This is a genomic window from Pseudalkalibacillus sp. A8 (genome assembly GCF_045920555.1).
Lineage (GTDB): Bacteria > Bacillota > Bacilli > Bacillales > Fictibacillaceae > Pseudalkalibacillus.
Genome location: NZ_CP174509.1, coordinates 2,238,672 through 2,263,651, shown reverse-complemented (window position 1 = coordinate 2,263,651; position 24,980 = coordinate 2,238,672). Strand labels below are relative to the sequence as shown.

Annotated in this window: 23 protein-coding genes and 1 riboswitch; of the genes, 2 read left to right on the top strand and 21 right to left on the bottom strand. The window is 42.0% G+C overall.

Annotation, left to right across the window (positions count from 1 at the left end; genetic code table 11):
* Nucleotides 1-51: 51 nt before the first annotated feature.
* A complete protein-coding gene (locus ACJROX_RS11760; protein ID WP_408010944.1) occupies nt 52-1,731 on the bottom strand; it encodes a DAK2 domain-containing protein in 1,680 nt (559 codons plus the stop codon).
* Between the two features lie 16 nt (nt 1,732-1,747).
* On the bottom strand, nt 1,748-2,110 hold the full coding sequence (locus tag ACJROX_RS11755; protein ID WP_225065629.1) for an Asp23/Gls24 family envelope stress response protein: 363 nt from the start codon (nt 2,108-2,110) through the stop codon (nt 1,748-1,750).
* A gap of 232 nt (nt 2,111-2,342) precedes the next feature.
* Between ACJROX_RS11755 and rpmB the strand changes: the two genes are divergently transcribed.
* Entirely contained in the window at nt 2,343-2,531 is a 189-nt protein-coding gene (rpmB, locus tag ACJROX_RS11750; RefSeq protein WP_221564186.1) for a 50S ribosomal protein L28, read from the top strand.
* A gap of 261 nt (nt 2,532-2,792) precedes the next feature.
* Here the strand turns inward: rpmB and spoVM are convergent, their stop codons facing one another.
* The 17 genes from spoVM to ACJROX_RS11665 all read right to left on the bottom strand — a co-directional run bounded on the left by spoVM (nt 2,793) and on the right by ACJROX_RS11665 (nt 21,115).
* Nucleotides 2,793-2,873: a stage V sporulation protein SpoVM gene (gene spoVM / locus ACJROX_RS11745; protein WP_096199318.1), complete on the bottom strand. Its 81-nt coding sequence runs from the start codon at nt 2,871-2,873 to the stop codon at nt 2,793-2,795.
* Nucleotides 2,874-2,948: 75 nt separating this feature from the next.
* Entirely contained in the window at nt 2,949-3,626 is a 678-nt protein-coding gene (locus ACJROX_RS11740; RefSeq protein WP_408010943.1) for a thiamine diphosphokinase, read from the bottom strand.
* 5 nt (nt 3,627-3,631) lie between these two features.
* Nucleotides 3,632-4,177 carry an energy-coupled thiamine transporter ThiT gene (gene thiT / locus ACJROX_RS11735; RefSeq protein ID WP_408010942.1) on the bottom strand — a complete coding sequence of 182 codons (546 nt, stop codon included), beginning with the start codon at nt 4,175-4,177 and terminating at the stop codon, nt 3,632-3,634.
* An 88-nt stretch (nt 4,178-4,265) separates the two neighbouring features.
* Nucleotides 4,266-4,374: riboswitch (TPP riboswitch) on the bottom strand.
* Nucleotides 4,375-4,399: 25 nt separating this feature from the next.
* Nucleotides 4,400-5,047 carry a ribulose-phosphate 3-epimerase gene (gene rpe / locus ACJROX_RS11730; protein WP_408010941.1) on the bottom strand — a complete coding sequence of 216 codons (648 nt, stop codon included), beginning with the start codon at nt 5,045-5,047 and terminating at the stop codon, nt 4,400-4,402.
* A 2-nt stretch (nt 5,048-5,049) separates the two neighbouring features.
* Entirely contained in the window at nt 5,050-5,931 is an 882-nt protein-coding gene (gene rsgA, locus ACJROX_RS11725) for a ribosome small subunit-dependent GTPase A (RefSeq protein WP_408011637.1), read from the bottom strand.
* A 9-nt stretch (nt 5,932-5,940) separates the two neighbouring features.
* Nucleotides 5,941-8,025 (bottom strand): Stk1 family PASTA domain-containing Ser/Thr kinase, encoded by a 2,085-nt coding sequence (pknB, locus tag ACJROX_RS11720; protein ID WP_408010940.1) that lies wholly within the window; start codon nt 8,023-8,025, stop codon nt 5,941-5,943.
* Nucleotides 8,022-8,774: a Stp1/IreP family PP2C-type Ser/Thr phosphatase gene (locus tag ACJROX_RS11715; protein ID WP_408010939.1), complete on the bottom strand. Its 753-nt coding sequence runs from the start codon at nt 8,772-8,774 to the stop codon at nt 8,022-8,024. Before ACJROX_RS11715 ends, pknB begins: the two co-directional genes overlap by 4 nt.
* A gap of 9 nt (nt 8,775-8,783) precedes the next feature.
* Nucleotides 8,784-9,869, bottom strand: coding sequence for a 23S rRNA (adenine(2503)-C(2))-methyltransferase RlmN (gene rlmN, locus ACJROX_RS11710; RefSeq protein ID WP_408010938.1), 1,086 nt, complete (start codon nt 9,867-9,869; stop codon nt 8,784-8,786).
* Nucleotides 9,863-11,233, bottom strand: a complete 1,371-nt coding sequence (gene rsmB, locus ACJROX_RS11705) for a 16S rRNA (cytosine(967)-C(5))-methyltransferase RsmB (RefSeq protein ID WP_408010937.1) — start codon at nt 11,231-11,233, stop codon at nt 9,863-9,865. Before rsmB ends, rlmN begins: the two co-directional genes overlap by 7 nt.
* A 2-nt stretch (nt 11,234-11,235) precedes the next feature.
* On the bottom strand, nt 11,236-12,165 hold the full coding sequence (gene fmt, locus ACJROX_RS11700; protein ID WP_408010936.1) for a methionyl-tRNA formyltransferase: 930 nt from the start codon (nt 12,163-12,165) through the stop codon (nt 11,236-11,238).
* Between the two features lie 126 nt (nt 12,166-12,291).
* Nucleotides 12,292-14,712, bottom strand: coding sequence for a primosomal protein N' (priA, locus tag ACJROX_RS11695; RefSeq protein WP_408010935.1), 2,421 nt, complete (start codon nt 14,710-14,712; stop codon nt 12,292-12,294).
* Nucleotides 14,709-15,923 carry a bifunctional phosphopantothenoylcysteine decarboxylase/phosphopantothenate--cysteine ligase CoaBC gene (coaBC, locus tag ACJROX_RS11690; RefSeq protein WP_408010934.1) on the bottom strand — a complete coding sequence of 405 codons (1,215 nt, stop codon included), beginning with the start codon at nt 15,921-15,923 and terminating at the stop codon, nt 14,709-14,711. The genes priA and coaBC overlap by 4 nt, the downstream gene beginning before the upstream one ends.
* 237 nt (nt 15,924-16,160) lie before the next feature.
* Nucleotides 16,161-16,367, bottom strand: coding sequence for a DNA-directed RNA polymerase subunit omega (gene rpoZ / locus ACJROX_RS11685; protein WP_408010933.1), 207 nt, complete (start codon nt 16,365-16,367; stop codon nt 16,161-16,163).
* Nucleotides 16,368-16,982, bottom strand: coding sequence for a guanylate kinase (gene gmk / locus ACJROX_RS11680; RefSeq protein ID WP_408010932.1), 615 nt, complete (start codon nt 16,980-16,982; stop codon nt 16,368-16,370).
* 26 nt (nt 16,983-17,008) lie between these two features.
* Nucleotides 17,009-17,269, bottom strand: coding sequence for an extracellular matrix/biofilm regulator RemA (gene remA, locus ACJROX_RS11675; protein WP_225065642.1), 261 nt, complete (start codon nt 17,267-17,269; stop codon nt 17,009-17,011).
* Nucleotides 17,270-17,345: 76 nt separating this feature from the next.
* Nucleotides 17,346-18,227 (bottom strand): YicC/YloC family endoribonuclease, encoded by an 882-nt coding sequence (locus ACJROX_RS11670; protein ID WP_408010931.1) that lies wholly within the window; start codon nt 18,225-18,227, stop codon nt 17,346-17,348.
* A gap of 170 nt (nt 18,228-18,397) precedes the next feature.
* Nucleotides 18,398-21,115, bottom strand: coding sequence for a calcium-translocating P-type ATPase, SERCA-type (locus tag ACJROX_RS11665; protein WP_408010930.1), 2,718 nt, complete (start codon nt 21,113-21,115; stop codon nt 18,398-18,400).
* Nucleotides 21,116-21,307: 192 nt separating this feature from the next.
* On the opposite strand from ACJROX_RS11665, the gene ACJROX_RS11660 reads away from it, so the two are divergent.
* Nucleotides 21,308-23,020, top strand: a complete 1,713-nt coding sequence (locus ACJROX_RS11660; RefSeq protein WP_408010929.1) for an NFACT family protein — start codon at nt 21,308-21,310, stop codon at nt 23,018-23,020.
* Between the two features lie 266 nt (nt 23,021-23,286).
* Here ACJROX_RS11660 and ACJROX_RS11655 read toward each other — a convergent pair whose 3' ends face one another.
* Nucleotides 23,287-23,589, bottom strand: a complete 303-nt coding sequence (locus ACJROX_RS11655) for a hypothetical protein (RefSeq protein ID WP_408010928.1) — start codon at nt 23,587-23,589, stop codon at nt 23,287-23,289.
* Between the two features lie 359 nt (nt 23,590-23,948).
* Complete coding sequence (locus ACJROX_RS11650; RefSeq protein ID WP_408010927.1) at nt 23,949-24,377, bottom strand: DUF1801 domain-containing protein; 429 nt, start codon at nt 24,375-24,377, stop codon at nt 23,949-23,951.
* Nucleotides 24,378-24,980 lie beyond the last annotated feature (603 nt).

Sequence of the window (24,980 nt, the reverse complement as noted above, 5' to 3'; positions counted from 1 at the left end):
ATTCCTACCCTGTCAGGAACCGTCTGATCATGGTAGGAATATTCAATGCGTTTATTCTACAGAAATGATATACGAATATATCGGCTGGTTGCCTGGATGGATTTCAACTTCAGCATCAGGAAAATTCCCCTCGATCCAGTCACCAAGTGCAGTTGCTTCAGCTTCATCGACATCTTCGCCGAAAATGATGGTGACGATTTCATCTTTGTCGTTGATCATTTCTGATAACAGCGCTTCGGCAGCTTCTTTTTGAGTACCTTTTGCCGTAACGATCTTCCCATCGAAGATTCCCATGAAATCGTTTTCCTTGATTTCAACACCATCAATGTTCGTATCCCGTACTGCAAAGGTGATTTGTCCCGATTTCACGTGTTTGACCGCTTCAGTCATCGCTGATTGATTGTCGTCAAGTGAAGAGCTCGGATTGAATACAAGCAGGGCAGAAATACCTTGTGGAACCGTTTTCGTTTTTACTACTGCAACTTCTTCATCCACGACTGTTGCTGCCTGCTCAGCAGCCATGACAATGTTCCCATTATTCGGAAGGATGATCAATTTTTCAGCATTCGCCTCTCGGATGGCTTTGACAATATCCTCTGTACTTGGATTCATCGTTTGCCCTCCGGCAATGACGACGGTGGCTCCCAAACTTTTGAACAACTCTTCAATTCCAGATCCCATCGAAACAGTGATGATCCCGAATTCCTTTTTTGCAGCTTGAGATTCGACATTCTTTGTTGATCCAGGCTTGTCTTCATTATCTAAAATAGCCGTATGCTGTTCCCGCATGTTCTCAATTTTTATATTAATCAAGTCACCATACGTTTGAGCGAGAGTCAGCATATCTCCTGGCTTTTCCGTATGTATATGAACCTTGACGAGATCCTCATCAGAAACGACGAGTAGAGAATCACCATGCTCACTGAGTCGGTTTCTGAATTCCTCTTCAGAAAAAGGGTTCTCCTTCGTTTTTTCAGATTTGAATTTCACCATGAATTCTGTACAGTATCCATAATGGATATCTTCTGTTTTCATATGGCTCTGTGCCTTATGGTGCTCTGCATTCACAAGTTCATCCATCGATGGACCTGAGCTGCTGACCTCTGGAAGCTCTTTCCCTTCAAGTACAGCTAAAAATCCTTCATAGATCGTGACGAGACCTTGACCTCCAGAATCGACCACTCCTACCTCTTTCAGGACTGGCAATAAGTCCGGGGTACGTTCCAGGGATTCTTTTGCCTCTTTTAATGTTTGCTTCATGACTTCAACCATATCGTCTGATTTACGAGCAGCTTTCGTCGCTTTTTTGGCAGCATCCTTAGCTACGGTCAAGATCGTCCCTTCCACCGGTTTCATTACTGCCTTATAAGCAGTTCCTACGCCAGCTTCAAAAGCTTCAGCAAACAGTTTCGTGTCAATTTCGCTGTTACCTTCGATCGCTTTTGAAAAGCCTCTGAACAACTGGGACAGGATGACACCTGAATTACCTCGTGCCCCCATGAGCAATCCTTTTGAAAAAGAAGTTGCAACCTTGCTCGCATCATCAGTTGTAATATTTTTGATTTCCTTAACACCTGACGTAATAGTCAAATTCATGTTTGTACCAGTATCCCCATCAGGGACTGGGAAAACATTTAGAGCGTCTACCATTTTTACGTTTTTGTTCAGGTTGTCCGCTCCGAAAATGAACATTTGGGAAAGTTTATTCCCGCCTACCTTCTTAACTGTCACGAATCCTTCCTCCTCGTTACGGGTTCGTCACCCTCACGCCTTGAACAAAAATGTTGACCGAATCTACTGATAGTCCGAGCATCTGATCAAGCGTATACTTCACTTTTGTTTGTACATTGTGAGCTACTTCAGAAATTTTCGTTCCATAGCTGACGATGATATACATGTCTATGTGTACTTCATCCTCTTCTTGCCGCACCACAATTCCACGGCTGAAATTGTCTCTGCCTAGAAGTTCAGTTATGCCATCTTTAATTTGCTTTTGCGAGGCCATTCCGATAATACCATAACAATCTATCGCAGCTCCACCTGCAATTGTAGCAATAACATCGTTAGAAATATCAATTTCTCCGTACTTTGTTTTCATTTCTATAGACATGCAGAATCCTCCCTTGGATTATAATGACCTATGGCTAGTGTCATTTTACTATAATATCCTTCATTTTGAAAGAATATATCATGGAATCAAGATTAGGTGTGTCAAGTAAATAAACTTGATAAACATTGTTGCATTCTTCTATATCTCATGCTACTATAATGTAGTGTTTTCGTAAAAGTTTACTAAATGAGATTATTCAATTTTCTTATTTGCAATAAAGGAGGTACCAATCATGGCTAGAAAATGTGTTGTTACTGGTAAGAAGACAAACTTTGGAAACAAGCGTTCTCACGCGTTGAACACTACTAAACGTAAATGGGGAGCGAACGTTCAAAAAGTTCGTATTCTTGTTGACGGTAAACCGAAACGTGTATATGTATCTGCTCGTGCCTTGAAGTCAGGCAAAGTAGAACGTGTCTGATCAAAAGCAGAAAAAGGACTGGTTCATTCTTATGATGAGCCAGTCCTTTTTTATGGTGGTATTCGAGTTTAGTGCGCGTTTTAAAGATGATTTGCTTGTTTTAAAGATATTTTTGATTTTTTAAAGATATTTTCTAATTTGTTCCATTTTCTCTTTCATTTTTAAAGATAATCAGGATGGACGACGTATCTTCCCGTTTTCCGTACCAACGCAGTTCCATGAATGATGAAACAAAAAAGCACCTGAGTTGGTGCTTTTTTGTTACCCTTTTTTAAATGATCCTAAGATCGCCCTAACGAATCCGCCTAAAAACTTTGGCAGCTTGATGGTATAAAATTTCATGATTCCGCCTCCTCCAACGTTAGTTTCCAGAAGACTCCCCTTCGGAAATTTAACATTCTATTTAAGTATATTCGTCTACTTAGAAATAGTACCCGGAGTTTGTAATTTTCCATCTCGATCTTTGCTTCTTATCATCATAATTATGCCGTCATCAAATGAATAAGTACCTTTTTTTGTTACAAGCTCATTTGAAATGCAAAGGGTCGATCCCCATTCTATCTTCGCCTCCTCCAACGGATAACGAAAACCAACAAGCGTCATGCCTGTTACGAGCGGGGAAAATGGAAGGAAAGAAACATACGGAAATTCATGACTCGCTTCAATTGTATATGACCCCGGACTCCTCATCACGATGATGTTATCCCGGTCTACAATCTCCACCTCTATCTTGTGTTCCAAACCTACCTTCAAGAGTTGGATATTGATCAATTCATGATCCAAACGGCCGCCTGTTGCGCCATATAAAATGATTTTTTCTGGCCTTTGTTCTATCGTCCATCTTAGTGCCAGTTCCAGATCTGTCATGTCTTTTTCACATTCGAATGTATAGAGTTCCATTTGTTTTTCTTGAAGTCTGGTAAATTCTTCACCTGAAATAGAATCAAAGTCACCGAAGGCGGCTATTGGCTTTATATCTCTTTTTTGAAGGTAAAGGACCCCTTCATCCACCCCTATAAACAATGCATCATCCAATTGGAGCCGATCGGGCAGAAGATATTCAGGTCCTCCAGAAACTAAACAAATCGTCTTCAATAAGGTCACTCTCCATGAACCAACTTAGGAGCTGTTTTTGATAAAAGAACTAATAGAATCACTGTCAGAATAAATGTCGGTGCAATATAAGAAAAATTATACATGAAGGAATAGGTAAATGCTGGTGTACCTTCAGGTGCCTGATCAGCGAAAAATGCCACCCCAGAAATGACATGGCTTGTAAGGCGGAGTATGCTTCCAATAAAGGTACCTGCAATGATCAACAATACTCTCTTACCGAATGAATCGCTCCACTTCGGTCTTGCAAGGCCAGCCAATCCAACGACTAGAAATGCCAATGGGTAATCTAGGATGACCTGTAAGAAATAATAGATATACGGATTGATCAATAATTGCAATAGACCGATCAACATCCCAGTCAATACCCCAGCAAATAACCCTCTACGAAAAGCCATGATAAAAATAGGTACCATCTCCAACGATACTGAACCTCCAAAAGCCCATGGACCGCTCAATTTAATAAATCCTAGTATAATCCCTAAAGCGGCCATAATTGCAACTTCAGCAATCAATAAATTACGATTTCTCATTTCTATTCTCCCCTTACAGTAAAGAACCCTTGACTGAACAATTAAAAAGCAACTGCATAGGGATACAGTTGCTTTCATCAAATATAAATCACTTGAAAGCCAACTTCCCTCCGCAGGTTTGATCCTGTTCAGGTTCTCAGGGTCAGGAGCATACACTCCACTCTCAATCTCTTCAAGAGATTCCCCTAGTGGTTTCATTACTATATTTTTATTTCTAAATCATTATACACCACGGATGGCGTCAATTGCATCCTTCCGGTTTTCTTTTTTGTAGATAGCAGATCCAGCCACCAGCACATTCGCACCATATTCCCGGCATAACTTAGCTGTTTCTGGATTGACACCCCCATCAACCTCAATTTCGATTTCCAATCCTTTTTCCTTACAAAGCTCAGAAACTTCCTTGATTTTCGGAAGAACCCGGTTTATGAAAGATTGACCACCGAATCCAGGGTTCACAGTCATCAGCAAAACAAGGTCCACATCTTCAATGACATGTTCAATCATACTGACTGGTGTGTGAGGATTGAGAACAACTCCTGCTTTTTTACCATGGTCTTTGATCAAATTTACTGTACGGTGCAGATGCGGGCAAGCCTCCACATGAACAGAAATGATATCCGCACCTGCTTTAGAAAATTCCGGAATGTATTTGTCAGGGTTTTCAATCATCAGATGGACATCCAGTGGAAGATCCGTGATAGGTCTTATTGCATCGACAATCAACGGTCCAATCGTAATATTCGGTACAAAGTGTCCGTCCATGACATCGACATGGATATAGTCTGCTCCCCCTGCCTCAACATCTTTTATTTCCTCTCCTAACCGGGAGAAATCTGCTGAAAGGATCGATGGTGCAATTTTAGTCATGACTAATACCTCCGTTTTTGGTCTTTGATCTCTTGAAGAAATTGTACGTAATGGTCATAACGGAATTGAGAGATTTCGTTATTTCCCAAAGCTTCTTTTACTGCACACTTCGGTTCTGATATATGGGTACACCCTCTAAATTTACAATCCGGACGGCGATCCCTCATTTCAGGAAAGTAGATTGATAAGTCCTCTGGTTCGATTTCGATGAAATCCAGTGAGCTGAAGCCAGGAGTATCTGCTACAAGCCCTTCTCCAAAAGGGATCAGTTCGACATGTCTTGTTGTGTGCTTCCCTCTTCCAAGATGATCAGAAATATCGTTGGTTTCCAGGTTTAATTCAGGGTTTAATGCATTCAACAATGTCGACTTACCGACACCTGACTGGCCTGCAATGACCGTTACCTTATCCTCAAAAAGTGCTCTTACCTCTCCTAATCCTCTTTGTTCCAAAGAAGAAGTTTCGATAACTTGGTAGCAGATCTTACGGTATACCTCCAACTCTTTTTCGATTTCCTTGTCATCTGTCAATAAATCAAGTTTACTAACACAAATAACCGGAAGAATATCGTTCGCTTCAATATGGACTAAAAACCGATCCAAAAGGAGCGAATTAAAGCTTGGCCGGCGTGCGGAAAAAATGATAAGTGCCTGGTCAATATTTGCAACAGGTGGTCTGATCAGTTCATTCTTCCGTTCGAAGATTTCCATAACATAACCGTCTGTCTGGTTGGTCGATTCAAATACAACTTCATCACCAACAAGAGGTGTCAACTTTCGTTTTCGAAAATTCCCTCTTCCTCGGCATTGATAGATTTCATTTTCTTCTTCACTTTTCACATAATAATACCCGCTCAATGCTTTAATGATCGTTCCTTTTGGCATGCAGTTCATCTACTCTCCATTCTGAAAGTTTTTCGCTTCTTCATACGTATATGATTCATTATAATACTCTTCATCGTCTACATAGACTTTGTAACTACCTTCACCGTTATACTTTATGGTCAAAGGGATTTCGAACATTTCTGTTTCAGAGATTTTTTTATCGACAATCGTTTGCTCCCCGTTCGCGTCATTCGTCACGATCCGGACCTGTTTCGGTTCATTCTTTCGTTCCTTATCGTTTCCGTTTCCATTTCCATTTCCATTTCCATTTCCATTTCCATTTCCATTACCATCACCGCTACCGGCATCATCATCGCTACCGGCATCATCATCGCTGAATTCTATCTCCACCATATCTTTGATGGTGACTGGCTCTGGTACACCTTTTGAAACGGTCACGGTAATTTCATCACCAGCCCTCACTGTTTCACCTGGATTCGGATTCGTACTTATGATGTTCCCTTCGTCAATATCCTCTGAATACTCCCGTTCAGCTTCTTTTAAGTTGAGCCCATTTTCATTTGCATACGTTTTTGCTTCTTCAAGTGACTTTCCTGATAGGTCTGCAAGATCAAATGGAGGAGGCCCACTGCTGACATATAAAATCAAAACTTCTTGGCCCGGCACGACCATTTCCCCTGCTTCCGGAATTTGTTCGATGATCTGTCCAGCGGGAACATCTTCACTGCTTTTTGTTGGATAATCGACCCGTTTGAAAAGATCCTCAACCTTCGTCCGCTTCACATCGTCTTCTCCTTGGCCTACATAGTTCTCTACTTCAAACTTTTCAGGGCCAGAACTGACAATTAGTTTCACCGTCGCATTTTCCTTCACGGCTGTTCCTGGTGTCGGGGTTTGCCTGATGACATGCCCTTCTTCCACCTCAGAGCTTGGCTGCTCCTCTTTTTCAGAATTGAGCCCAGCATCCTTTATTTTTTCGTAAGCTGTTGTGTATGGTTGATTGATGACATCCGGTACAGGGACATCCTTTGTCTGGAAAATTTCTGGCCACAAGGTGACCGCTGCTACACCAGCAATCCCTAATAGGAGAAATACCATCAAAATGATTGCGACCCAATTTTTCTTTTTCTTCTTATCTGTCTTACCTTTCTTATCTTTCTTATGCTTCCCGCTTTTTTCTAGTCCCTCTTCATTTTCACCTTTGTTTGGAGGGACGGGTGCAGTTTTCATTTGCTCTGTTATATTTCCGATCGGAGTCAGTACCTTCGTAGCTTCTTCATCTTCATCAAATGAATGTTTCGGTTCATCGATTCGGTCGGGATGAAGTGCAGTGCTTAAATCTTCTTCCATTCCCTGGACATTTTCAAATCGCTCATTCGGATTCTTTGCCATAGCCTTCAATATGATATTTTCAACACTCTGTGGTATATCCGGATTGATCAGCTTTGGTTCTGGAAATTTTTCTTGAAGATGTTTCAACGCTACAGAAACAGCTGATTCACCTGAAAATGGTAGTCTGCCAGTCACCATTTCATAGAGAACTACACCTAATGAGTAGATGTCCGACTTATTGTTGGCAATACCGCCTCTTGCTTGTTCTGGTGAGAAATAGTGGACGCTGCCCAGCACAGAGTGCGTATGAGTAATCGTTGCTGACGTTGCTGCTAATGCGATACCGAAATCTGTCACTTTAGCATTTCCATTCTCATCTATTAAAATATTATGTGGCTTGATATCCCTATGAACGATATGATGTTCATGGGCATGAGCGATCGCAGAAGAAATCTGCTTCATGATTTCAACAGCTCGGCCAGGTGATAACGGACCTTTTTCCCGTATAATCTGTTTCAATGTCTTGCCTTTCACATACTCCATGACGATGAAATAAATCTGCTCTTCTTCTCCGACATCGACGATATTGACGACATTCGGGTGGTTCAAACTCGTCGCTGATTCGGCTTCACGCCGAAAACGCCTGATAAAGTCCTCATCCGTAGAGTATTCTGAGCGCAATACCTTCACAGCAACGATGCGATCGAGTATCAAGTCTTCCGCTTTATAGACAACAGCCATACCGCCATCACCAATGACCTCTAGGATCTTGTATCGATCACTGAGACGTCTGCCGATCATGTAGCCACACCTTCTTCTGGATCAACATCATTATATAAGAGAATCAGGGTGATATTATCTTCCCCACCAGCATCATTCGCCATCTTGACTAAGAGGTTCGCCTTATCGTCTAGAGACCCATCCTCCGTCACAACTTCCAATATCAAGTTTGCCGGAACTTTATTAGAAAGACCGTCTGAACAAATAAGAAGATAATCTCCCGGATTCCAAGAGTAGTTCAGATTATCGATCCTCACTTCTGGATCTGTGCCGACTGACCTCATGACAACGTGCTTCCTTGGATGGTATTCCGCTTCTTCATCCGTGATCTGTCCCGATTTTACGAGTTCATTTACAAGTGTATGGTCATCCGTAAGCATCCTGATTGATTGATCGTGTATATGATAACAACGACTGTCCCCAACGTGGCCTAAGGATACTTCATCTTCTGTCGCTCTTAACAAGATGACTGTCGTACCCATGCCATGACACTCAGGGTGCTCATTTGCATACGTATAAATACTTGAGTTGGCGTCCTCGATCAATGATTGAATTACTTTCGCTGTTTCAACCTTTTCGTTTATGTATGCATCAAGATGATCCTTGATGTAATTGACAGCCATTTGGCTTGCAACATCCCCAGCGTTATGCCCTCCCATTCCATCTGCAACAACAGCGAAAACATCCGAGGCAGAGACTTGGATCACTGCCCCGCTGTCTTCATTATGGGAACGAACTTTACCTTGATCAGTTTGAAAAGATGCCTTCAACAACCTTCTTCACCTCGTTTCGTCCTTACGCTCCTTCGCACGTAACTGACCACAGGCAGCGTCGATATCATGACCCTGCTCCCTGCGAATGGTAACATTCACACCGCGCTCTTTTAACGTACTCTCAAATTTGAAAATTTGATTTTTAGGGGTACGGACGTAATCTCTCTCTGGTACATAGTTTACAGGAATCAAGTTAACATGGCACTTTATATCCTGGATCAGATCAGCCAAAAGTTCAGCCTGTTCAACCTGATCATTTACACCTCCGAACAATCCGTATTCAAATGTGACACGCCGCCCTGTCTTCCGGATATAATAACGGATGGAATCCATCAGATCATCAAGCGGATACATACGATTTACCGGCATGAGGCGACTGCGGATTTCTGTTGTGGGTGCGTGGAGGGAGATCGCAAAATTGATCTGCATGCCTTCATCTGCAAAATCATAGATCTTCGGCACGACACCACTCGTAGATACCGTTATATGGCGTGCTCCAATATTCAATCCTTCATCGTGGTTGATTATTTTCAGAAAAGAAATCAAGTCTTCATAATTATCGAAAGGTTCTCCGATCCCCATGATGACAACAGAACTGACCCGTTCGTCTGTCTCATCCATTGCACGCTGAACTTCCAATACTTGTGCAACAATTTCTCCAGCCTTCAAGTTACGTTTCAAACCACCTAACGTCGAAGCACAGAAGGTACAGCCTAATCTGCATCCGACTTGAGTTGTTACACAGACACTGTTCCCATACTCATGTCTCATCAACACGGTTTCTATTGAATATCCATCTTCAAGTTCAAAAAGGAACTTGATTGTCCCATCTTTCGATTCTTGCCGAACGACTTGCTTTAGGGGAGTGATTACAAAAGCGTTGTCCAGCTTTTCACGCAGGTCCTTCGATAGGTTCGTCATCTCTGCAAATGATGTCACTCTTTTTTTGTAAAGCCATTCATAAATTTGCTTGGCACGAAACGATGGTTCACCTGCTTGTTTCAGCCAATCCAGAAGGTCGTCGTATTTCAATGAAAAAATCGAAGCACCTACGTTCGGATTGGTTTGTTTTTCCGTCAACGGTTTTAACATGTTTCATCACCGCCTTTTTTAGAAGTTTTACGTAAACATGCAATATAAAATCCGTCACTATTGAAATATTGAGGAAGAATCTGAAGCTCATCTTTCGTTCCTAAAATATAAGGTTTTACAGAAGCCGGCATCCTCGATGAAAATGATCCATCCCATTCAAACTCTGGATGGCGATCTAAAAACCGTTCAATCTGGCTGTTGTTTTCCTCTGCTTCTATTGTACATGTACTGTAAACCAATAATCCACCAACCTTAAGGACACGGGAAACGGCTTCTAATAATTCTTCTTGAACTTTTTGGATACGTTCAATATCTTCAGATTGTTTTCCCCATTTGATATCCGGTTTTCTGCGAATGACACCGAAGCCTGTACAAGGAGCATCCAAAAGCACTCGATCAAAGGTTTCTTCCTTGAATAATTTAGCGGCCTTCCTAGTATCCATCGCTATCGTTTCTATATTCGTCAAACCGAGCCTTTCCACCTGCTCTTCGATAAGCTTGACTTTGTGCTCATGTATGTCAATCGCTGTTATTTCCCCTTGATTGCCCATCCTTTCAGCGAGGTGCGTCGTTTTCCCTCCTGGTGCCGCACAGGCATCCAATACGCGATCATCTGGTTGAGGATCGAGTGCATAGCCTACAAGCATCGAGCTTTCATCTTGTATCGTAAGAGCTCCCGATTCATAGACATTAGATTTAGGAAGATTTCCTGATAAAATTCGTATCCCATCCGGCGCCAACTTGCTTGGTTCAGCTTCTACTGATTCATTTTTCAACCTTTCGATGGCCACCTCGACAGAATGCTTGAGGCGGTTGACCCTGGCCGTTACTGAGGGGGGTGTATTATTGACTGTACACATTTCTCTTGTTCTCTCTTCTCCAAACTGATCAATCCAACGGCCAACCAGCCATTCCGGATGGCTGCACTCAATCGCCAATTGTAACCTGTGATCTGCAATTGATCCAACACTCGGCACCCCTTTCCGCTGGACATTCCGAAGAACGCCATTGACAAGTCCGGAAATACCCTTGTGCCCTCTCTTCTTTGCGATTACAACTGCTTCATTGATGATGGCGTGATCTGGGACACGGTCCAAGTACACCATTTGATAAACTGAGAGCCGCAAGAGGACCAGGACCCAATCTTCGAGCTTGTTCAATGGTTTCTTAATGAAGGTTTTCAAGTAATGATCAAGTGTATTCTTCCGTTGAATCGTGCCGTATACAATTTCAGTCAAAAGGGCTGCATCTTTGCCTGAAAGGTTGTTTTTCTGGATCGCTTGGTTCAATAATAGATTGCTGTAAGCTTGCGACCGGTCTATCTTCAATAATAGGTCTGTCGCAACTTCACGTACATTTTTCATATTTATTCACCGAATTTCATTTCCGTATTAAGCTGCGCTCCAGCAAGGTATTGGGCGACATCCATGTGTTTTTTGCCTGCTGGCTGCAGCTCAGTGATTCTTATTGCTGTTTGATTTCCAGTAGCAACAAGAATTCCTTTGTTATCAAAAGCAAGAATTTGGCCAGGTTCACCCATTTGTTCAACGGTTTCCTTTTGTCCCCACCAGATTTTCACATTCTTTCCCTCAAGCGTTGTGTAAGCGACGGGCCATGGGTTCAACCCTCGGATCTGGTTATAGATGTCTTCTCCGTCCGCTTTCCAATCTATCTTTTCCATTTCTCTTGAAATGTTGGGAGCATACGTGACTCGTGATTCATCCTGAGGGATACGTTGCAATTCATCATTCACAAGCATTGGAATCGTGTCTCCAAGCAATTCCGCTCCTGCCTCGCTCAATTTATCATGAAGGCTTCCGACATTGTCATCATCATCAATTGCTACCGTCACTTGACTAAGCATATCTCCTGCATCCAACTTTTCCACCATATACATGATCGTGACACCTGTCTCTTTCTTGCCATCAATGATCGCTTTATGGATGGGCGCGCCTCCACGATATTCAGGGAGCAAAGATGCATGTACGTTTATACAGCCTAGTTGAGGATAAGTCAACAATTCACGTGGTAAAATTTGACCATACGCGGCTGTTATAATGAGGTCCGGATCGTACTTCAGGATTTCCTCATACTCCGTCCTCACCTTTTTCGGTTGTAAAACAGGGATTTCATGACGAAGCGCCTCCCGTTTTACAGGAGGAGGCGTAATTACTTTCTTTCGGCCGACCGGCTTGTCTGGTTGTGTAACTACAGCCACAACTTCAAAACCATCTCGGATGATTCTTTTCAAAATCGGAACTGAAAAATCAGGAGTCCCCATAAACACGACTTTCATATAATCACCTATCTTATTTATCCATATTAAGAGGACCGCAATGTATGTCTTTAATACATGAGGACCGGTAAAACCGAGTAACGAAGAAATCTGTAGTTTATCATTCTGTCGCTATTTTGAACCTCATCACATGATCGTCTGTGGATGCATATCAATGCTGATCAACAACCCATCCTGCTGCATCCTTTTCTGATAATGGACTAGAATTTCGTTCAATGTTTCTTTTAAACTTGGTTCATTTTTGTATTTTATCACGCATTGGTAACGATATCTATCTTTCATACGAGGAATCGGTGAGGCTACAGGCCCAAGAACGACCGCATGTGAACTTAGGGATTCTTTCAACCGTGCAGCGATTTTCTCACATATATCCACAACGTACATTAATTCTTCGTGCGAAATCGTCACCAGAGCCAGGAAATAGAAAGGAGGATATTGATGTAATTTTCGGATTTGCATTTCCTTATTGTAAAAGGTAAGGAAATCGTGATGTTGAGCAAGCTGGATACTATAGTGCTCAGGTGTATAGCTTTGGATGACCACCTCACCCGACAACTCATGCCTTCCAGCCCTACCCCCTACCTGGGTCAAAAGCTGGAATGTCCTTTCAGAGGATCGGAAGTCAGGTAGGTGTAGCATTGAATCTGCTGCGAGCACTCCAACAAGGGTCACGTTCGGGAAATCCAGGCCCTTTGCAATCATTTGTGTCCCTAACAGAATATCCGCCTTTTTCTCGGCAAACGTGTTCAGTAACTTTTCATGCATCCCTTTACGGCTAGTAGTATCAACATCCATCCGGATCACCCGGGCTTCAGGCATCAACCGGTTCAGTTCTTCCTCGACTTTTTGTGTACCGGTCCCGAAAAAGCGGATGTGTTCTGAATTGCACTCGGGGCACTGAGAAGGCTGTTGGGTTTCATAACCGCAATAATGGCATTTCAGGGAACTGTAGCGTTTATGGAAAGTAAGGGAAATGTCACAGTGCGGACATTGGGCGACATAGCCACAATCCCGACAATTGATGAATGTCGAATAGCCACGCCGGTTCAGCAGTAATACACTTTGTTCACCCTTCTCTTTCCGATCCTTCAACCGCTCGAATAGGGCCTCTGAAAACAAGGATCGATTTCCTGAGCGTAATTCCTCACGCATATCGACGATTTCTGCCTTTGGTAGATCTTTATTGTTCACTCTTTCATTGAGTGTGCCGATTGTATAAACTCCCTTTTGTGCCCGCGCATAAGATTCAAGGGTTGGAGTCGCACTGCCCAATACTACCGGACACTGATGGAATTTCCCTCTCTGGATGGCAATTTCCCTGGCATGATATCGAGGATTCTCTTCTTGTTTATAGCTGGACTCATGTTCTTCGTCGATGATGATGATGCCGAGTTTTTTAAAAGGCGCAAAAATCGCAGAACGGGCTCCTACAACCACCTTTGCTTCATTACGGTGGATTTTACGCCACTCGTCATACTTTTCTCCGACGGAAAGTCCGCTATGCAATACCGCAACTTCTGAACCGAAGCGCCCTTTGAACCTTTGTACCATCTGTGGTGTAAGTGATATTTCGGGTACAAGCATGATCGCTTCCTTGCCAAGGTTGAGGACTTGTTCGATCGCTTGTAAATAGATTTCCGTCTTTCCACTTCCAGTAACGCCATGGATCAGAAATGTCTTATGCGCCTCTGTATTAATATCTTCCAAAATCGGCTCGATTGTTCTCTTCTGTTCATTTGTAAGCGTTAAAGGCATCGTCTTTTCAAACGCACGGTTTTGATAGGGATCTCGATATAATTCCTTATCCGATTCAACCAGGAGGTTTTTATCTATCAATCCCTTTACAGTGGCCCTTGTGGAATCCGTCTTCTCAATCAATGTTTGGGTAGGCATCTCTTGTAGTTCAGATTCCAGTATATAATTCAAAACGGCCGCCTGCTTTGGAGCACGTTTCGTTATGTCATCCCGAGCTTCCAGTAATTCACCGGTTGTTTTGTTGATTGTAATCACCTTTTGCTTCTTCTTTTTACCTTTAGAGCGTATTTCATATTTGACATCGAGTTCCCCCTCGTTCAAACCTTTTTGAATGAGGCGGACACACTCTTTCCCCTTTTTCAAGACTTCATCCCATCTTAAACCTTTTTCAGATTGAAGCGCCTCTTGGATATCCTCCGGAAAACGTTCCAGTTCAGTCCCTTCCGTCATATGGATACGCTTCGTGTAATTCATTTTCATAGCAGCAGGCAACATCGATTGATAAGCAGAATGGAGGAAACACAATGTGTTGTCTGCAATCCACTTGCCAAGGTCGATCAGTTCTTCATTGATGACCGGAGACGGATCGACTACATCTTCAATCTTTTTAAGTCTTTTATGTTCAGACGACTCTTTAAGACTGATAACGAAACCGGTCAATTTCCTGGGACCGAATGGTACGATGACACGCATTCCGATTCTGACAGCCCCTTCTAAATGTTCAGGAATGCGATAGTCGAACGTACGGTCAGTACCCATTGCCGGAACATCGACAATCACCCCAGCAATCATCTTTCATTCAATCCTTTCATATAGCGAAGGGAATCTTTCAATACGATTTCTGCGACCTGTTTTTTTGATAATAAAAAACTTTTCCGTTCATGTCCGTCCTTGCCATAAATATAGACCTGATTCGTATCTCCTTCGAACCCTGAACCTTTTTGGGAGACATCATTGGCCACAATCATGTCCAGATTTTTCCGCTCAAGTTTATCCTTCGCATATCGTGATACATCATGGGTTTCAGCGGCAAAACCGACTAATACTTGATGTTTTTTATAACGACCGAGTTCCTTGAGAATATCTGTGGTTCTTTCCATTTCAATCGCAACGTCACCCTCACTCTTTTTCAATTTTGAATCATATGTGAGCTTTGGACGATAATCCGCCACAGCAGCTGACTTAATGACCAGATCAGCCTGCTCATAGCGTGAAATTACAGCTTCATACATTTCTTCAGCTGTTTCTACTCGTAGAAGTTCTACACCATATGGTGCCTTAAGGACAGATGGACCACTGATAAGCGTAACCTTTGCCCCGAGTGAAAAGGCCGCTTCAGCTAGTGCATAACCCATTTTGCCAGTTGATCGGTTCGAAAAATATCTTACTGGATCGATATGCTCTCTTGTTGGTCCTGCAGTAATCAGAACATGTCTATTCTGTAAAATTTGGTTGGCTGCTTCCTTGAAAAACTGGTTGATCGCTGCTAGAATCTCTTCCGGTTCTGCAAGTCTTCCTTTACCTACATATCCGCATGCCAACAACCCTTCTCCTGGTTCGATGAAGCGGTGTCCGAAGTCCGCCAGCTTTTCCATGTTCTCAAATACGGCGGGATGAGCATACATATGGACGTTCATGGCAGGTGCGATCATAACCGGAGCAGTCGTCGCTAATAATGTCGTTGAGATCATATCATCTGCAATTCCATTTGCGAGTTTCCCGATGCTGTTGGCAGTGGCAGGTGCCATGACAACAAGGTCAGCCCAGTCTGCGAGATCGATATGAGCGACACCAGACGGATCTTTTTCTTCAAACGTATCATGATACACAGGATTTCTTGAAAGCGTTTGGAAAGTCAATGGCGTCACGAATTCCATAGCCGACTTCGTCATCATCACTTTGACGTCATAACCAGCTTGTCTGATCTGACTCGTCAGGGCGGCTGCTTTAAATACTGCAATCCCCCCAGTCACGCATAGTAAAATGTTTTTACCGCTCGACACTGAAACCATCCCCTACCTAGTTATTGTAGACATAATATTTTTATGGCGGATTGTCATACTGTATATCTTTTCTCATGAATGAGCTAAATCGCAAAAAAACGTCACTGTGCTTTATATAGAGCTTATATTTTAAAAAAAGGCTGACCCATAAGAAAAGTGCCAGCGTCTCCCGTGCAACAAGTTGAAACAAGATGTTGTACATATGGAGTACGTCAGACACTTAACGGGTCCAACCCTCTAATCTTTTAGCTTGTTTAGGTCATAGCTTAGCTTTCCTTCGAGAATTTCCTCAAGAGCTATGCCCACGAATTTACTTGATTTAGGATCATCTACCAACGGTTTTGATGACTGTTGAATCATTCTCGCTCGTTTAGATGACACTGTAACGAGTGTATATTTTGAATCTAATTTCTCCATCAAAGAATCGATTGAAGGATAAAGCATTTAATCAACCTCCAGTAATCTCAAGTATTGTTTTTTGATTCGATCTTTCTTGCAATGTTCAGCAATCGCAATCGCTTTGATACGATCACAGGCAGCTTGTATTTCATCATTTTCAACTACATAATCATAATGATCCATCATTTCAAGCTCTTCTTTAGCCACGGTCATCCGATTGTTGATCAACTCTTCTGTTTCGGTCCCTCGGCCTACAATCCGATTTCGAAGCTCAGCAAGGCTAGGTGGAACAAGGAAGATGAAAACACCTTCAGGTACCAGGTTTCTTACCTGTAGAGCGCCTTGAACTTCGATCTCAAGGAGTACATCCTTACCCGAAGCCAACGTCTTTTCTACATAATGCAGGGGGGTTCCATAGTAGTTTCCTACATATTCTGCCCATTCAAGCAATTCATTCTGCTCAATCATCTTTTCAAATTCTTCTCGTGATTTAAAAAAGTAATCGACCCCATTCTGCTCACCTTCACGAGGTTTACGAGTCGTAACTGAAATCGAAAATTCCAAACCATTCCATTGTTGACGCAATGCTCGGTTTACCGTTCCTTTACCTACCCCTGAAGGACCAGATAATACGAACAAAATTCCTCTCTCATTTTTCATCTTCACCTTTACACCTCAGTCAATCTCTATTCTTCAGTTAAATCCTCTTTGTTTAGTAATCTTTGAGCTACCGTTTCGGGTTGGACAGCAGAAAGGATTACATGATCACTGTCTGTTATGATCACCGCACGTGTTCTTCTGCCATAAGTCGCATCTATCAATTTATGCTGAGTCCTGGAATCCGTAATGATCCGCTTGATCGGAGCTGACTCTGGACTCACGATTGAAATGATTCGATTTGCCGAGACGATATTTCCAAATCCAATGTTGATCAGTTTTATGTTCATAGGTTACCCCTCCTGGCTATCTATATCTAGCGTATCCAAGTTTCTTATCGTACAACCCTATAGTTATAGTTAAACCTTATTCAACATTTTGTACCTGTTCCTTGATTTTTTCTATTTCACTTTTCAATTGTACAACATTTTTACTGATTGAATAATCATTTCCTTTTGAACCAATCGTGTTGCTTTCACGATTCATTTCTTGAACAAGGAAATCCAGTTTCCTACCAACAGATTCACTTTCATTTAGGATGTCCCTGAATTGGATAAGATGACTTTTCAACCGAATCAATTCTTCATCAATGCTGCATTTATCAGCAAAGATGGCAACTTCTGTAAGGATTCGGTCTTCATCCAATTCGACCGTTCCATCATGAAGGCTTTTGATCCTTTTATATAGTCGATCCTTATAAGCTTCCTGAACTTCAGGAGCAAATGATTCGATTTCTTTGATGATCGTTTCAATCACATCTAATCGTTGATTGAGATCTTTATCCAGATGCTTCCCTTCCTCTGCTCTCATTTCACTCAATTGGGATGCCGCTTCTTCAACAGCATTGAGAACTTTACCTGCAAACTCATCGGTCACGTTCTCTTTTTCATGAATGGAAACGATATCTGAAAATGCGAGAAGTGAGTGATATCGAATTGGCTCTTCCACCTTGTAACGTTCATTTAAAGCCTCATGAGCAGAAACATACTGATGCAACAAAGCCCAGTCGACTGTCAATTCCCTTTCCACACCCGTTTCACCGTCAACACTGATCCATACATCAACCTTGCCTCGTTTTATGTATTTTGTCACACAACGCTTGATTTTGTCCTCTATGATCGTCAGCTGCCTGGGCATCCGTACATGAACCTCTGTAAAACGGTGGTTTACGGATTTGATTTCTGTAGTGATCGTGTATTGTTCATGCTCTATGCATGCTCTTCCAAAACCGGTCATGCTTTTAATCACATTATCACATCCATTGTACTATTCTATACAATTTTACAACAGTGGACAAGAATATGAAAGATTTAACACTCTTATCATTTCCAGACACTTCAGCCGGAATAGAAAGGGACTGTCCCATAAGTGTCTGACACTATTGTTTTGGGACAGCCCGTTCTGAATTACTATTTGGACTACGATTGCCTGATTGCCTGGTCTTTATATTTATTTTTAGTGAATAGATGTGAGCCAGCGAGTGCAAAAGTCGGTAATGCCGCCATACCAAGGACTGATAGGCATTCCCTTACATTAAGACTAGTAGTATGGAAGATTGGTTGCAACGGTGGATAATAGACGACGATGGCCAGCAATGCCACAGACGATATGACCGCCCACACAAGATAAATGTTGCCGAACGGATTACGGTGAAAGACCGACCGTTCACTTCTGCAATCGAAGACATGGATCAATTGAGCCATTACGAGAGTTGAAAATGCTATCGTTTGGGCTCTTACCAGATTCTCAGGGTTTTCAAAATAGGCTATACAGAAGGCGATGATCGTGACAAGGCCGATCAGGAACCCGCGGCTGATGATCTTCCAGCCGAGCCCTCGTGAGAAAACCCCTTCCTTCGTTGATCTCGGCACCCGCTTCATGACATTTTCTTCAGCGCTGTCAACCCCTAGCGCCATTGCAGGCAATCCATCCGTAACAAGGTTCACCCATAGAATTTGAATCGGAACAAGGGGAAGAGGTAAAGCAAGCAGCATCGCGAATAACATGACCAGGATTTCTCCAACATTCGATGCAAGCAAATATCTTATGAACTTCCTGATATTCTCATAGATATTGCGACCTTCTTCAATAGCTGCCCTTATCGTTGCAAAGTTATCATCAGATAGGATTAGGGAGGAAGCTTCTCTGGCGACATCCGTTCCTGATTCTCCCATCGAGATCCCTATATTCGCTGCCTTGATGGCTGGCGCATCGTTCACACCATCGCCAGTCATCGCGACAACATGACCTTTATTTTGCAGTGCTTTGACGATTTTCAGTTTATGTTCCGGTGAGACCCTGGCAAACACATACACATCATCCACTACTTCCTCCAACTCTTCAACAGACATTGATGCCAATGCCTTACCCTCCATCACTTTTCCATGATCCGGGATCATATTAAGCTGGCGGGCAATTGCTTTTGCGGTTACAATATGATCCCCTGTGATCATAACAGTCTTGATCCCGGCCTGCTGACAATCGCGGATTGATTCGATCGCTTCTGGTCTCGGAGGGTCGATCATCCCTTGCAAACCGATGAAAGTCAGGTTAGATTCTGCCTCGAATGATGAAATCACCCTCTCTCCTTTTTTCAAGGGGCGATAGGCGACAGCAATCGTTCTCAGAGCTCGGCTGCCCATTCTTTCAACTGCTTGATGGACCCCATTTTTTCTCGAATCATCCAGGTACGCATGACGGTTATTCCATAAGATGTTACCACATCTGGATAGAACGACATCTGGAGCTCCTTTCGTCACGATAAATTCCTGATTATCTGAATTTCGTACGAGGACACTCATCATCTTCCGTTCAGAGTCAAATGGGTACTCATCGCTGATCTGGTAAGATCCTTGTAAAGCCTCTTTACTCAATCCCGCTTTTTGACCAGCGATGAGTAAAGCAATCTCGGTAGGATCTCCATTGATCTGATATTCGTTACGACCTTTCGTTTCAGAAAATTTTATCGAAGCGTTGTTACAAAGTACTCCGAAGGTCAAAAGCTGTTTTAATGCTGGAGACTTATCGACTTCGATCTGTTGGTTTCCCTTCAAAAAGTCTCCTGTCAACTCGAAACCTGTTCCAGTGACCTGCCAAGTCTTCCCGCTGCTCCAAACATCCGTCACTGTCATTTTATTTTGAGTAAGTGTTCCTGTTTTATCAGAACAGATGACAGTAGCACAACCTAACGTTTCTACTGAAGGGAGCTTACGGACGATCGCTCGCCGACGGATCATTTTTTGGACACCTAATGCAAGCGCAATCGTCACGATAGCGGGGAGTCCTTCAGGAATTGCAGCAACCGCTAATGAGACACCAGCAAGGAACATCGTATACAAATCATGGCCCTGTATGACTCCGATGGCGACAACAAGGGCGGTCAGTAACAGGGCAACTAAAATGAGAATTTTCCCAAGCTGTTCAAGACGCCGTTGCAGTGGTGTCTGCATTCCTTCTTCACTTTTCAGCAGGTGGGCGATCTTCCCCATTTCCGTATTCATACCAGTACCGACGGCGATCCCTGTCCCTCTCCCGTTGGACACGAGCGTGCCCATGAAACACATGTTTTCTTGATCACCAGGTTCATGGTCACCTTGCAAACTTGCTGCCCCATTTTTTTGAGACGGTACTGATTCACCAGTAAGTGCCGATTCTTCCACTGATAAGGATTTCGTTTCGATCAATCTGACATCAGCCCCGATCCTGTCACCAGCAGAAAATCGGATGATATCACCTATTACGACTTCTCGGGAAGGGATGGTGACCCAATCCTTATTCCGTAAAACCTGGACTTTCGGGCTGGAAAGCTGTTTCAACGCTTGCAGTGAGCGTTCTGCCTTCCGTTCTTGGAGGAAGCCTAAGATCCCATTGACGAATACAATCAACATGATTGCAATGGCGTCCATGTACTCCCCAAGAATTCCAGAGATCAAGGTCGCTATCAATAATACAAGCACCATGAAATCTTTGAATTGTGCTAAAAATACGATGATGGCAGACATTCTTTCTTCTTGATGGAGTTCATTGGGGCCGTCCTTCGCGAATCGTTTTTTAGCTTCTTTTTCAGTCAAACCTGTTGTAATGCTCGTCTGAAGTTTTTTTTCAATTTCTGAAGTTGAGAACGTATACCATTTCATTCTTCCACCCCGTTTAAACCTTCTTATACAAGCCATCTATATTCAGGATTGTCCTAAAAAATGCTATAATGGAACGGGAATTTGAAAGTCCTTCTATCGAAAAAGAAGAATTTCTAATACGGGGGTTTCTTTCTTGTTCGAACTTATCATCCAAGAGTAAAATAGTTTTTCAAATAAATTGGAGTGAAGCATATGTCTTTTGACGGAATCATGACCAGAGCTATTACACACGAACTCACTGAACATCTATCACAAGGAAAAATCACAAAAATCTATCAACCGTTCCCGACAGAGTTGATCTTTGTCATACGTTCAAAAGGGAAATCAAAACGGGTTCTATTATCAGCAAATGCCAGTTTTCCAAGAATCCATATCACTGAACAGCAATATGAAAACCCGAAAGTACCTCCGATGTTCTGCATGCTGCTCCGTAAACATCTGGAAGGCGGGGTCATAGACCGTATCGACCAAACTAGCCTCGAGCGAATTGTCACCTTCCATATTGCATCAAGAAATGAAATCGGTGATATTACACATAAAATTCTGATCGTGGAAATCATGGGGAGACATAGCAATATTTCTTTAGTAGACGCGGATTCGAACATCATACTGGACTGTGTCAAGCATATCCCGCCATCACAAAATAGACATCGTACCCTGCTGCCAGGAAGTCCATACGTCTTCCCACCAGCACAGAACAAAACAAATCCGTTAGACGCAGATGAAGATACCTTCATACGTAAACTCGATTTCAACACTGGTAAGCTTGATCGACAGATCGTACAAAAATTTGAAGGAATTTCACCGCTTGCAGCAACTGAAATCATTTCAAGGGCGAAATTGGGGGATCGTAGTTCATTAGCTTCTTCCTTCATCACCGTTATGAATGATGTGAAAAACCATGGCTATCACCCGGTGATGATTGTCACCGACAAGAAGGAATTTTTCTCTGTCATCGAATTGACCCATCTAAGTGGAGAAGAGACTCGGTTTGAAACAATCAGCAGTTTGTTGGATCGATATTTTTTCGGGAAAGCAGAAAGAGACCGGGTCAAACAACAGGCGACTGATTTAGAGAAGTTCTTAAGGAATGAATTGAAGAAAAATCAACAGAAACTCCCGAAGCTGAAAGAAACTTTATCCAATTCCGAAAAAGCAGAAACATTCAAGTTATATGGAGAACTGATCACCGCGAATATCTACCAGCTCAGCAGAGGGATGAAAGAAGCAGAATTGCCGAATTATTATGATGAAGATGGTGGGACAGTCAAGATTCCGCTTGACAATCAAAAGACTCCTTCGGAAAATGCCCAGCATTACTTCAAGCGATATAACAAACTGAGAAATTCCATTCAATATGTCCATGAACAAATAGAAGAGACAAATGACGAAATCAAATATTTGGAGTCTTTGTTACAACAACTGGAATCAGCTTCAGCAAGCGATGTAGAGGAAATTCGTGAAGAATTGGAAGAGGGTCATTATTTAAAGAAAAAGGCGCGGTCCAAACAGAAGAAAAATCAAAAGCCGGCGATCGAGCATTATCGTTCTTCTTCAGACATCGACATTTGGGTCGGTAAGAACAACAAGCAGAATGATTACTTGACCAATAAATTTGCAAACCCAAACGACATCTGGCTTCATACGAAAGATATCCCTGGATCCCATGTCGTCATCCGGAGCAACAATCCAGATGAAAGGACTTTGATGGAAGCAGCGAATATTGCAGCCTATTTCAGTAAAGCAAAGCATTCCGGTTCTGTTCCTGTTGATTACACATATATCAAACATGTAAAAAAACCGAGCGGTTCAAAACCAGGTTTTGTAACTTACGATAATCAAAAAACACTTTACGTCACTCCGGATGAAAGCTTAGTCTACCACTTGCAGCAAGGCCGTACGTGAGTGAATTCTTTTCCATTTTAAAAAAGCTCTGATATAGATTATTGTTGATTTTCAGCTCATTCGTGTGAAAGATTTTCACGCGAGGCTAACCCAAAAATTTTCACAACAACTTTTAGCACAGGAGACCATAATTCCCAAAAACCTCAAGCTATACAAAAAATTCAGGACACCAGAGACCTTATTTGGTGAGATTCATTAAAAATCAGCCGCCTTTTACCTACTAAACGGAATAGATGTCCTCTTAAATTTTTGGACATCTTGGATTTTCATACCATTGTCCACAATTTATTGACACTGACGGAACAGAACAGGTGTTTGAGAAAAAGATAAAAAATATAACCATGGAGAATTTTCATTTTCTCTGTGGTTTTTTTCATTTTGGTAAATGTAATGTAGAAAATTGCTTTTAGCAAAAATTCGCGACACTCCTGCGGGAAAAGTGAGCCAGGCGAGACCCCGCAGTTTGGATGTAGAGAAGTGATGTCCAGCTCAGCGAACCGCTTTTCTTCAGCCCGCGGAAAGGGAGTAAATTTCGCAAAAACAACAATTAAGTATAAAAGAGCTTTCATTAAAAAGTCTATTGACAGCTTTGCACTACTTCTAAACCGAGAAAGCCAGCAAATCTAATTTGAACGGTGATGTATCGGAGCCACAATAATCTGGTTTTCTAAAAGCTTTATGCAAAAGGTTTAATATTATCAAGAGTAGTGAATTATACAACTAAGCAATTAAACTGCAAAAAGTTTCAGTAAAATTCGAAACCAGAGAGGAAGTTATTTATGCTACGTACAATCTTAATGATCATTGGAGCAATCGTTGTCATCAGTTTTCTTGTCAACTGGCTATTCTAACCTCAAACTAAGATCGTCATCATCCTAAAATTAATAAAAAACCGTAAAGGGCAGCCCAATATGGACTGCCCTTCTTTTTATCTTCTGTTTTCAGGATAAGTTTCTTGTAAAAATGTTACAGATTGTATGATCAGTTCTTTCAATACAGCCTCATCAATGTCTTCTGTTTTGTTTATGTACACACAAGCTTTCCCTGTCGTATGTTTACCGAACTTTTTTAACAGCTCGTCTCGTTTTGTATCACCAGGTGCCAAATATAAACTGATCTTTGCTTTCCTTGGTGAAAAACCGACTAGTGGTGCATCGCCTTCATGGCCGGATTCATACTTATAATGATAAGAACCAAATCCGATTATGCTCGGTCCCCACATCTTCGCCTTGTACCCTGTCGTCTCAGTAAAGATATCTAGCAGCCTATAAGCATCTTCACGCTTCTTAACACTGTCGACGTTTTCAATGAATTCAATCACACTATTGTCATTTTCTCTCGTTTTCAATTCGTACATAGTATCGACCTCCTTAGCGAATGGATGATAAAATGATGGTTTTCTATTGATTACTGCATACTCTTCTGATTTTCCTTTATATATTGTATTGAAATTTGACCAATATGAAATTTTGGTTCAGACGATCCTCCATGAATCTTGAACAGAAAAAATATACAACCAATAATAAAAGGACTAAAGTCCCTATATATTCCAATTGGTTCATCTCATTTAATCAAGCATTCGTTCCCTACTATTAACCTTAAAATTGGTCAATGGTTTTTCCTCTTTCCAATTTAATACAATAAACTTGCTCCCTTTCCATAAAGGTGTAGTTTCAGGAAATACGGATTTTCAACATTAAGGAAATTCCAATAGAAAAAGCCCAATTTCTCAGTAATAAAATTGAGAAATCGGACTTTTTTTATTACTCCAAAAACGCGCCCGTTGTTGGGATTGAAGAATGCGATACAGCTGCCGAAAGACTCCTCAATTTTTTCTAAAGCATCCGTTACTTAAATAAGTGGTAACACCTTAATCCTTTTTATTACAAACGATTCAGTAAGACTTTTAAAGTAAGCCAAGTGAAGAAAAAGTCTGTATTGAAAACAACATCAGAAAGAC

Bases quoted from the DNA above. Each gene is read 5' to 3' on its own strand.
- ACJROX_RS11755 (WP_225065629.1), bottom strand. From the start codon at position 2,110: ATGTCTATAGAAATGAAAACAAAGTACGGAGAAATTGATATTTCTAAC.
- rpmB (WP_221564186.1), top strand. From the start codon at position 2,343: ATGGCTAGAAAATGTGTTGTTACTGGTAAGAAGACAAACTTTGGAAAC.
- spoVM (WP_096199318.1), bottom strand. From the start codon at position 2,873: ATGAAATTTTATACCATCAAGCTGCCAAAGTTTTTAGGCGGATTCGTT.
- thiT (WP_408010942.1), bottom strand. From the start codon at position 4,177: ATGAGAAATCGTAATTTATTGATTGCTGAAGTTGCAATTATGGCCGCT.
- rpe (WP_408010941.1), bottom strand. From the start codon at position 5,047: ATGACTAAAATTGCACCATCGATCCTTTCAGCAGATTTCTCCCGGTTA.
- rsgA (WP_408011637.1), bottom strand. From the start codon at position 5,931: ATGCCAAAAGGAACGATCATTAAAGCATTGAGCGGGTATTATTATGTG.
- pknB (WP_408010940.1), bottom strand. From the start codon at position 8,025: ATGATCGGCAGACGTCTCAGTGATCGATACAAGATCCTAGAGGTCATT.
- rlmN (WP_408010938.1), bottom strand. From the start codon at position 9,869: ATGTTAAAACCGTTGACGGAAAAACAAACCAATCCGAACGTAGGTGCT.
- rsmB (WP_408010937.1), bottom strand. From the start codon at position 11,233: ATGAAAAATGTACGTGAAGTTGCGACAGACCTATTATTGAAGATAGAC.
- fmt (WP_408010936.1), bottom strand. From the start codon at position 12,165: ATGAAAGTCGTGTTTATGGGGACTCCTGATTTTTCAGTTCCGATTTTG.
- priA (WP_408010935.1), bottom strand. From the start codon at position 14,712: ATGATTGCTGGGGTGATTGTCGATGTTCCGGCAATGGGTACTGACCGT.
- rpoZ (WP_408010933.1), bottom strand. From the start codon at position 16,367: ATGCTTTATCCTTCAATCGATTCTTTGATGGAGAAATTAGATTCAAAA.
- gmk (WP_408010932.1), bottom strand. From the start codon at position 16,982: ATGAAAAATGAGAGAGGAATTTTGTTCGTATTATCTGGTCCTTCAGGG.
- remA (WP_225065642.1), bottom strand. From the start codon at position 17,269: ATGAACATAAAACTGATCAACATTGGATTTGGAAATATCGTCTCGGCA.
- ACJROX_RS11665 (WP_408010930.1), bottom strand. From the start codon at position 21,115: ATGAAATGGTATACGTTCTCAACTTCAGAAATTGAAAAAAAACTTCAG.
- ACJROX_RS11660 (WP_408010929.1), top strand. From the start codon at position 21,308: ATGTCTTTTGACGGAATCATGACCAGAGCTATTACACACGAACTCACT.
- ACJROX_RS11655 (WP_408010928.1), bottom strand. From the start codon at position 23,589: ATGAAAGCTCTTTTATACTTAATTGTTGTTTTTGCGAAATTTACTCCC.
- ACJROX_RS11650 (WP_408010927.1), bottom strand. From the start codon at position 24,377: ATGTACGAATTGAAAACGAGAGAAAATGACAATAGTGTGATTGAATTC.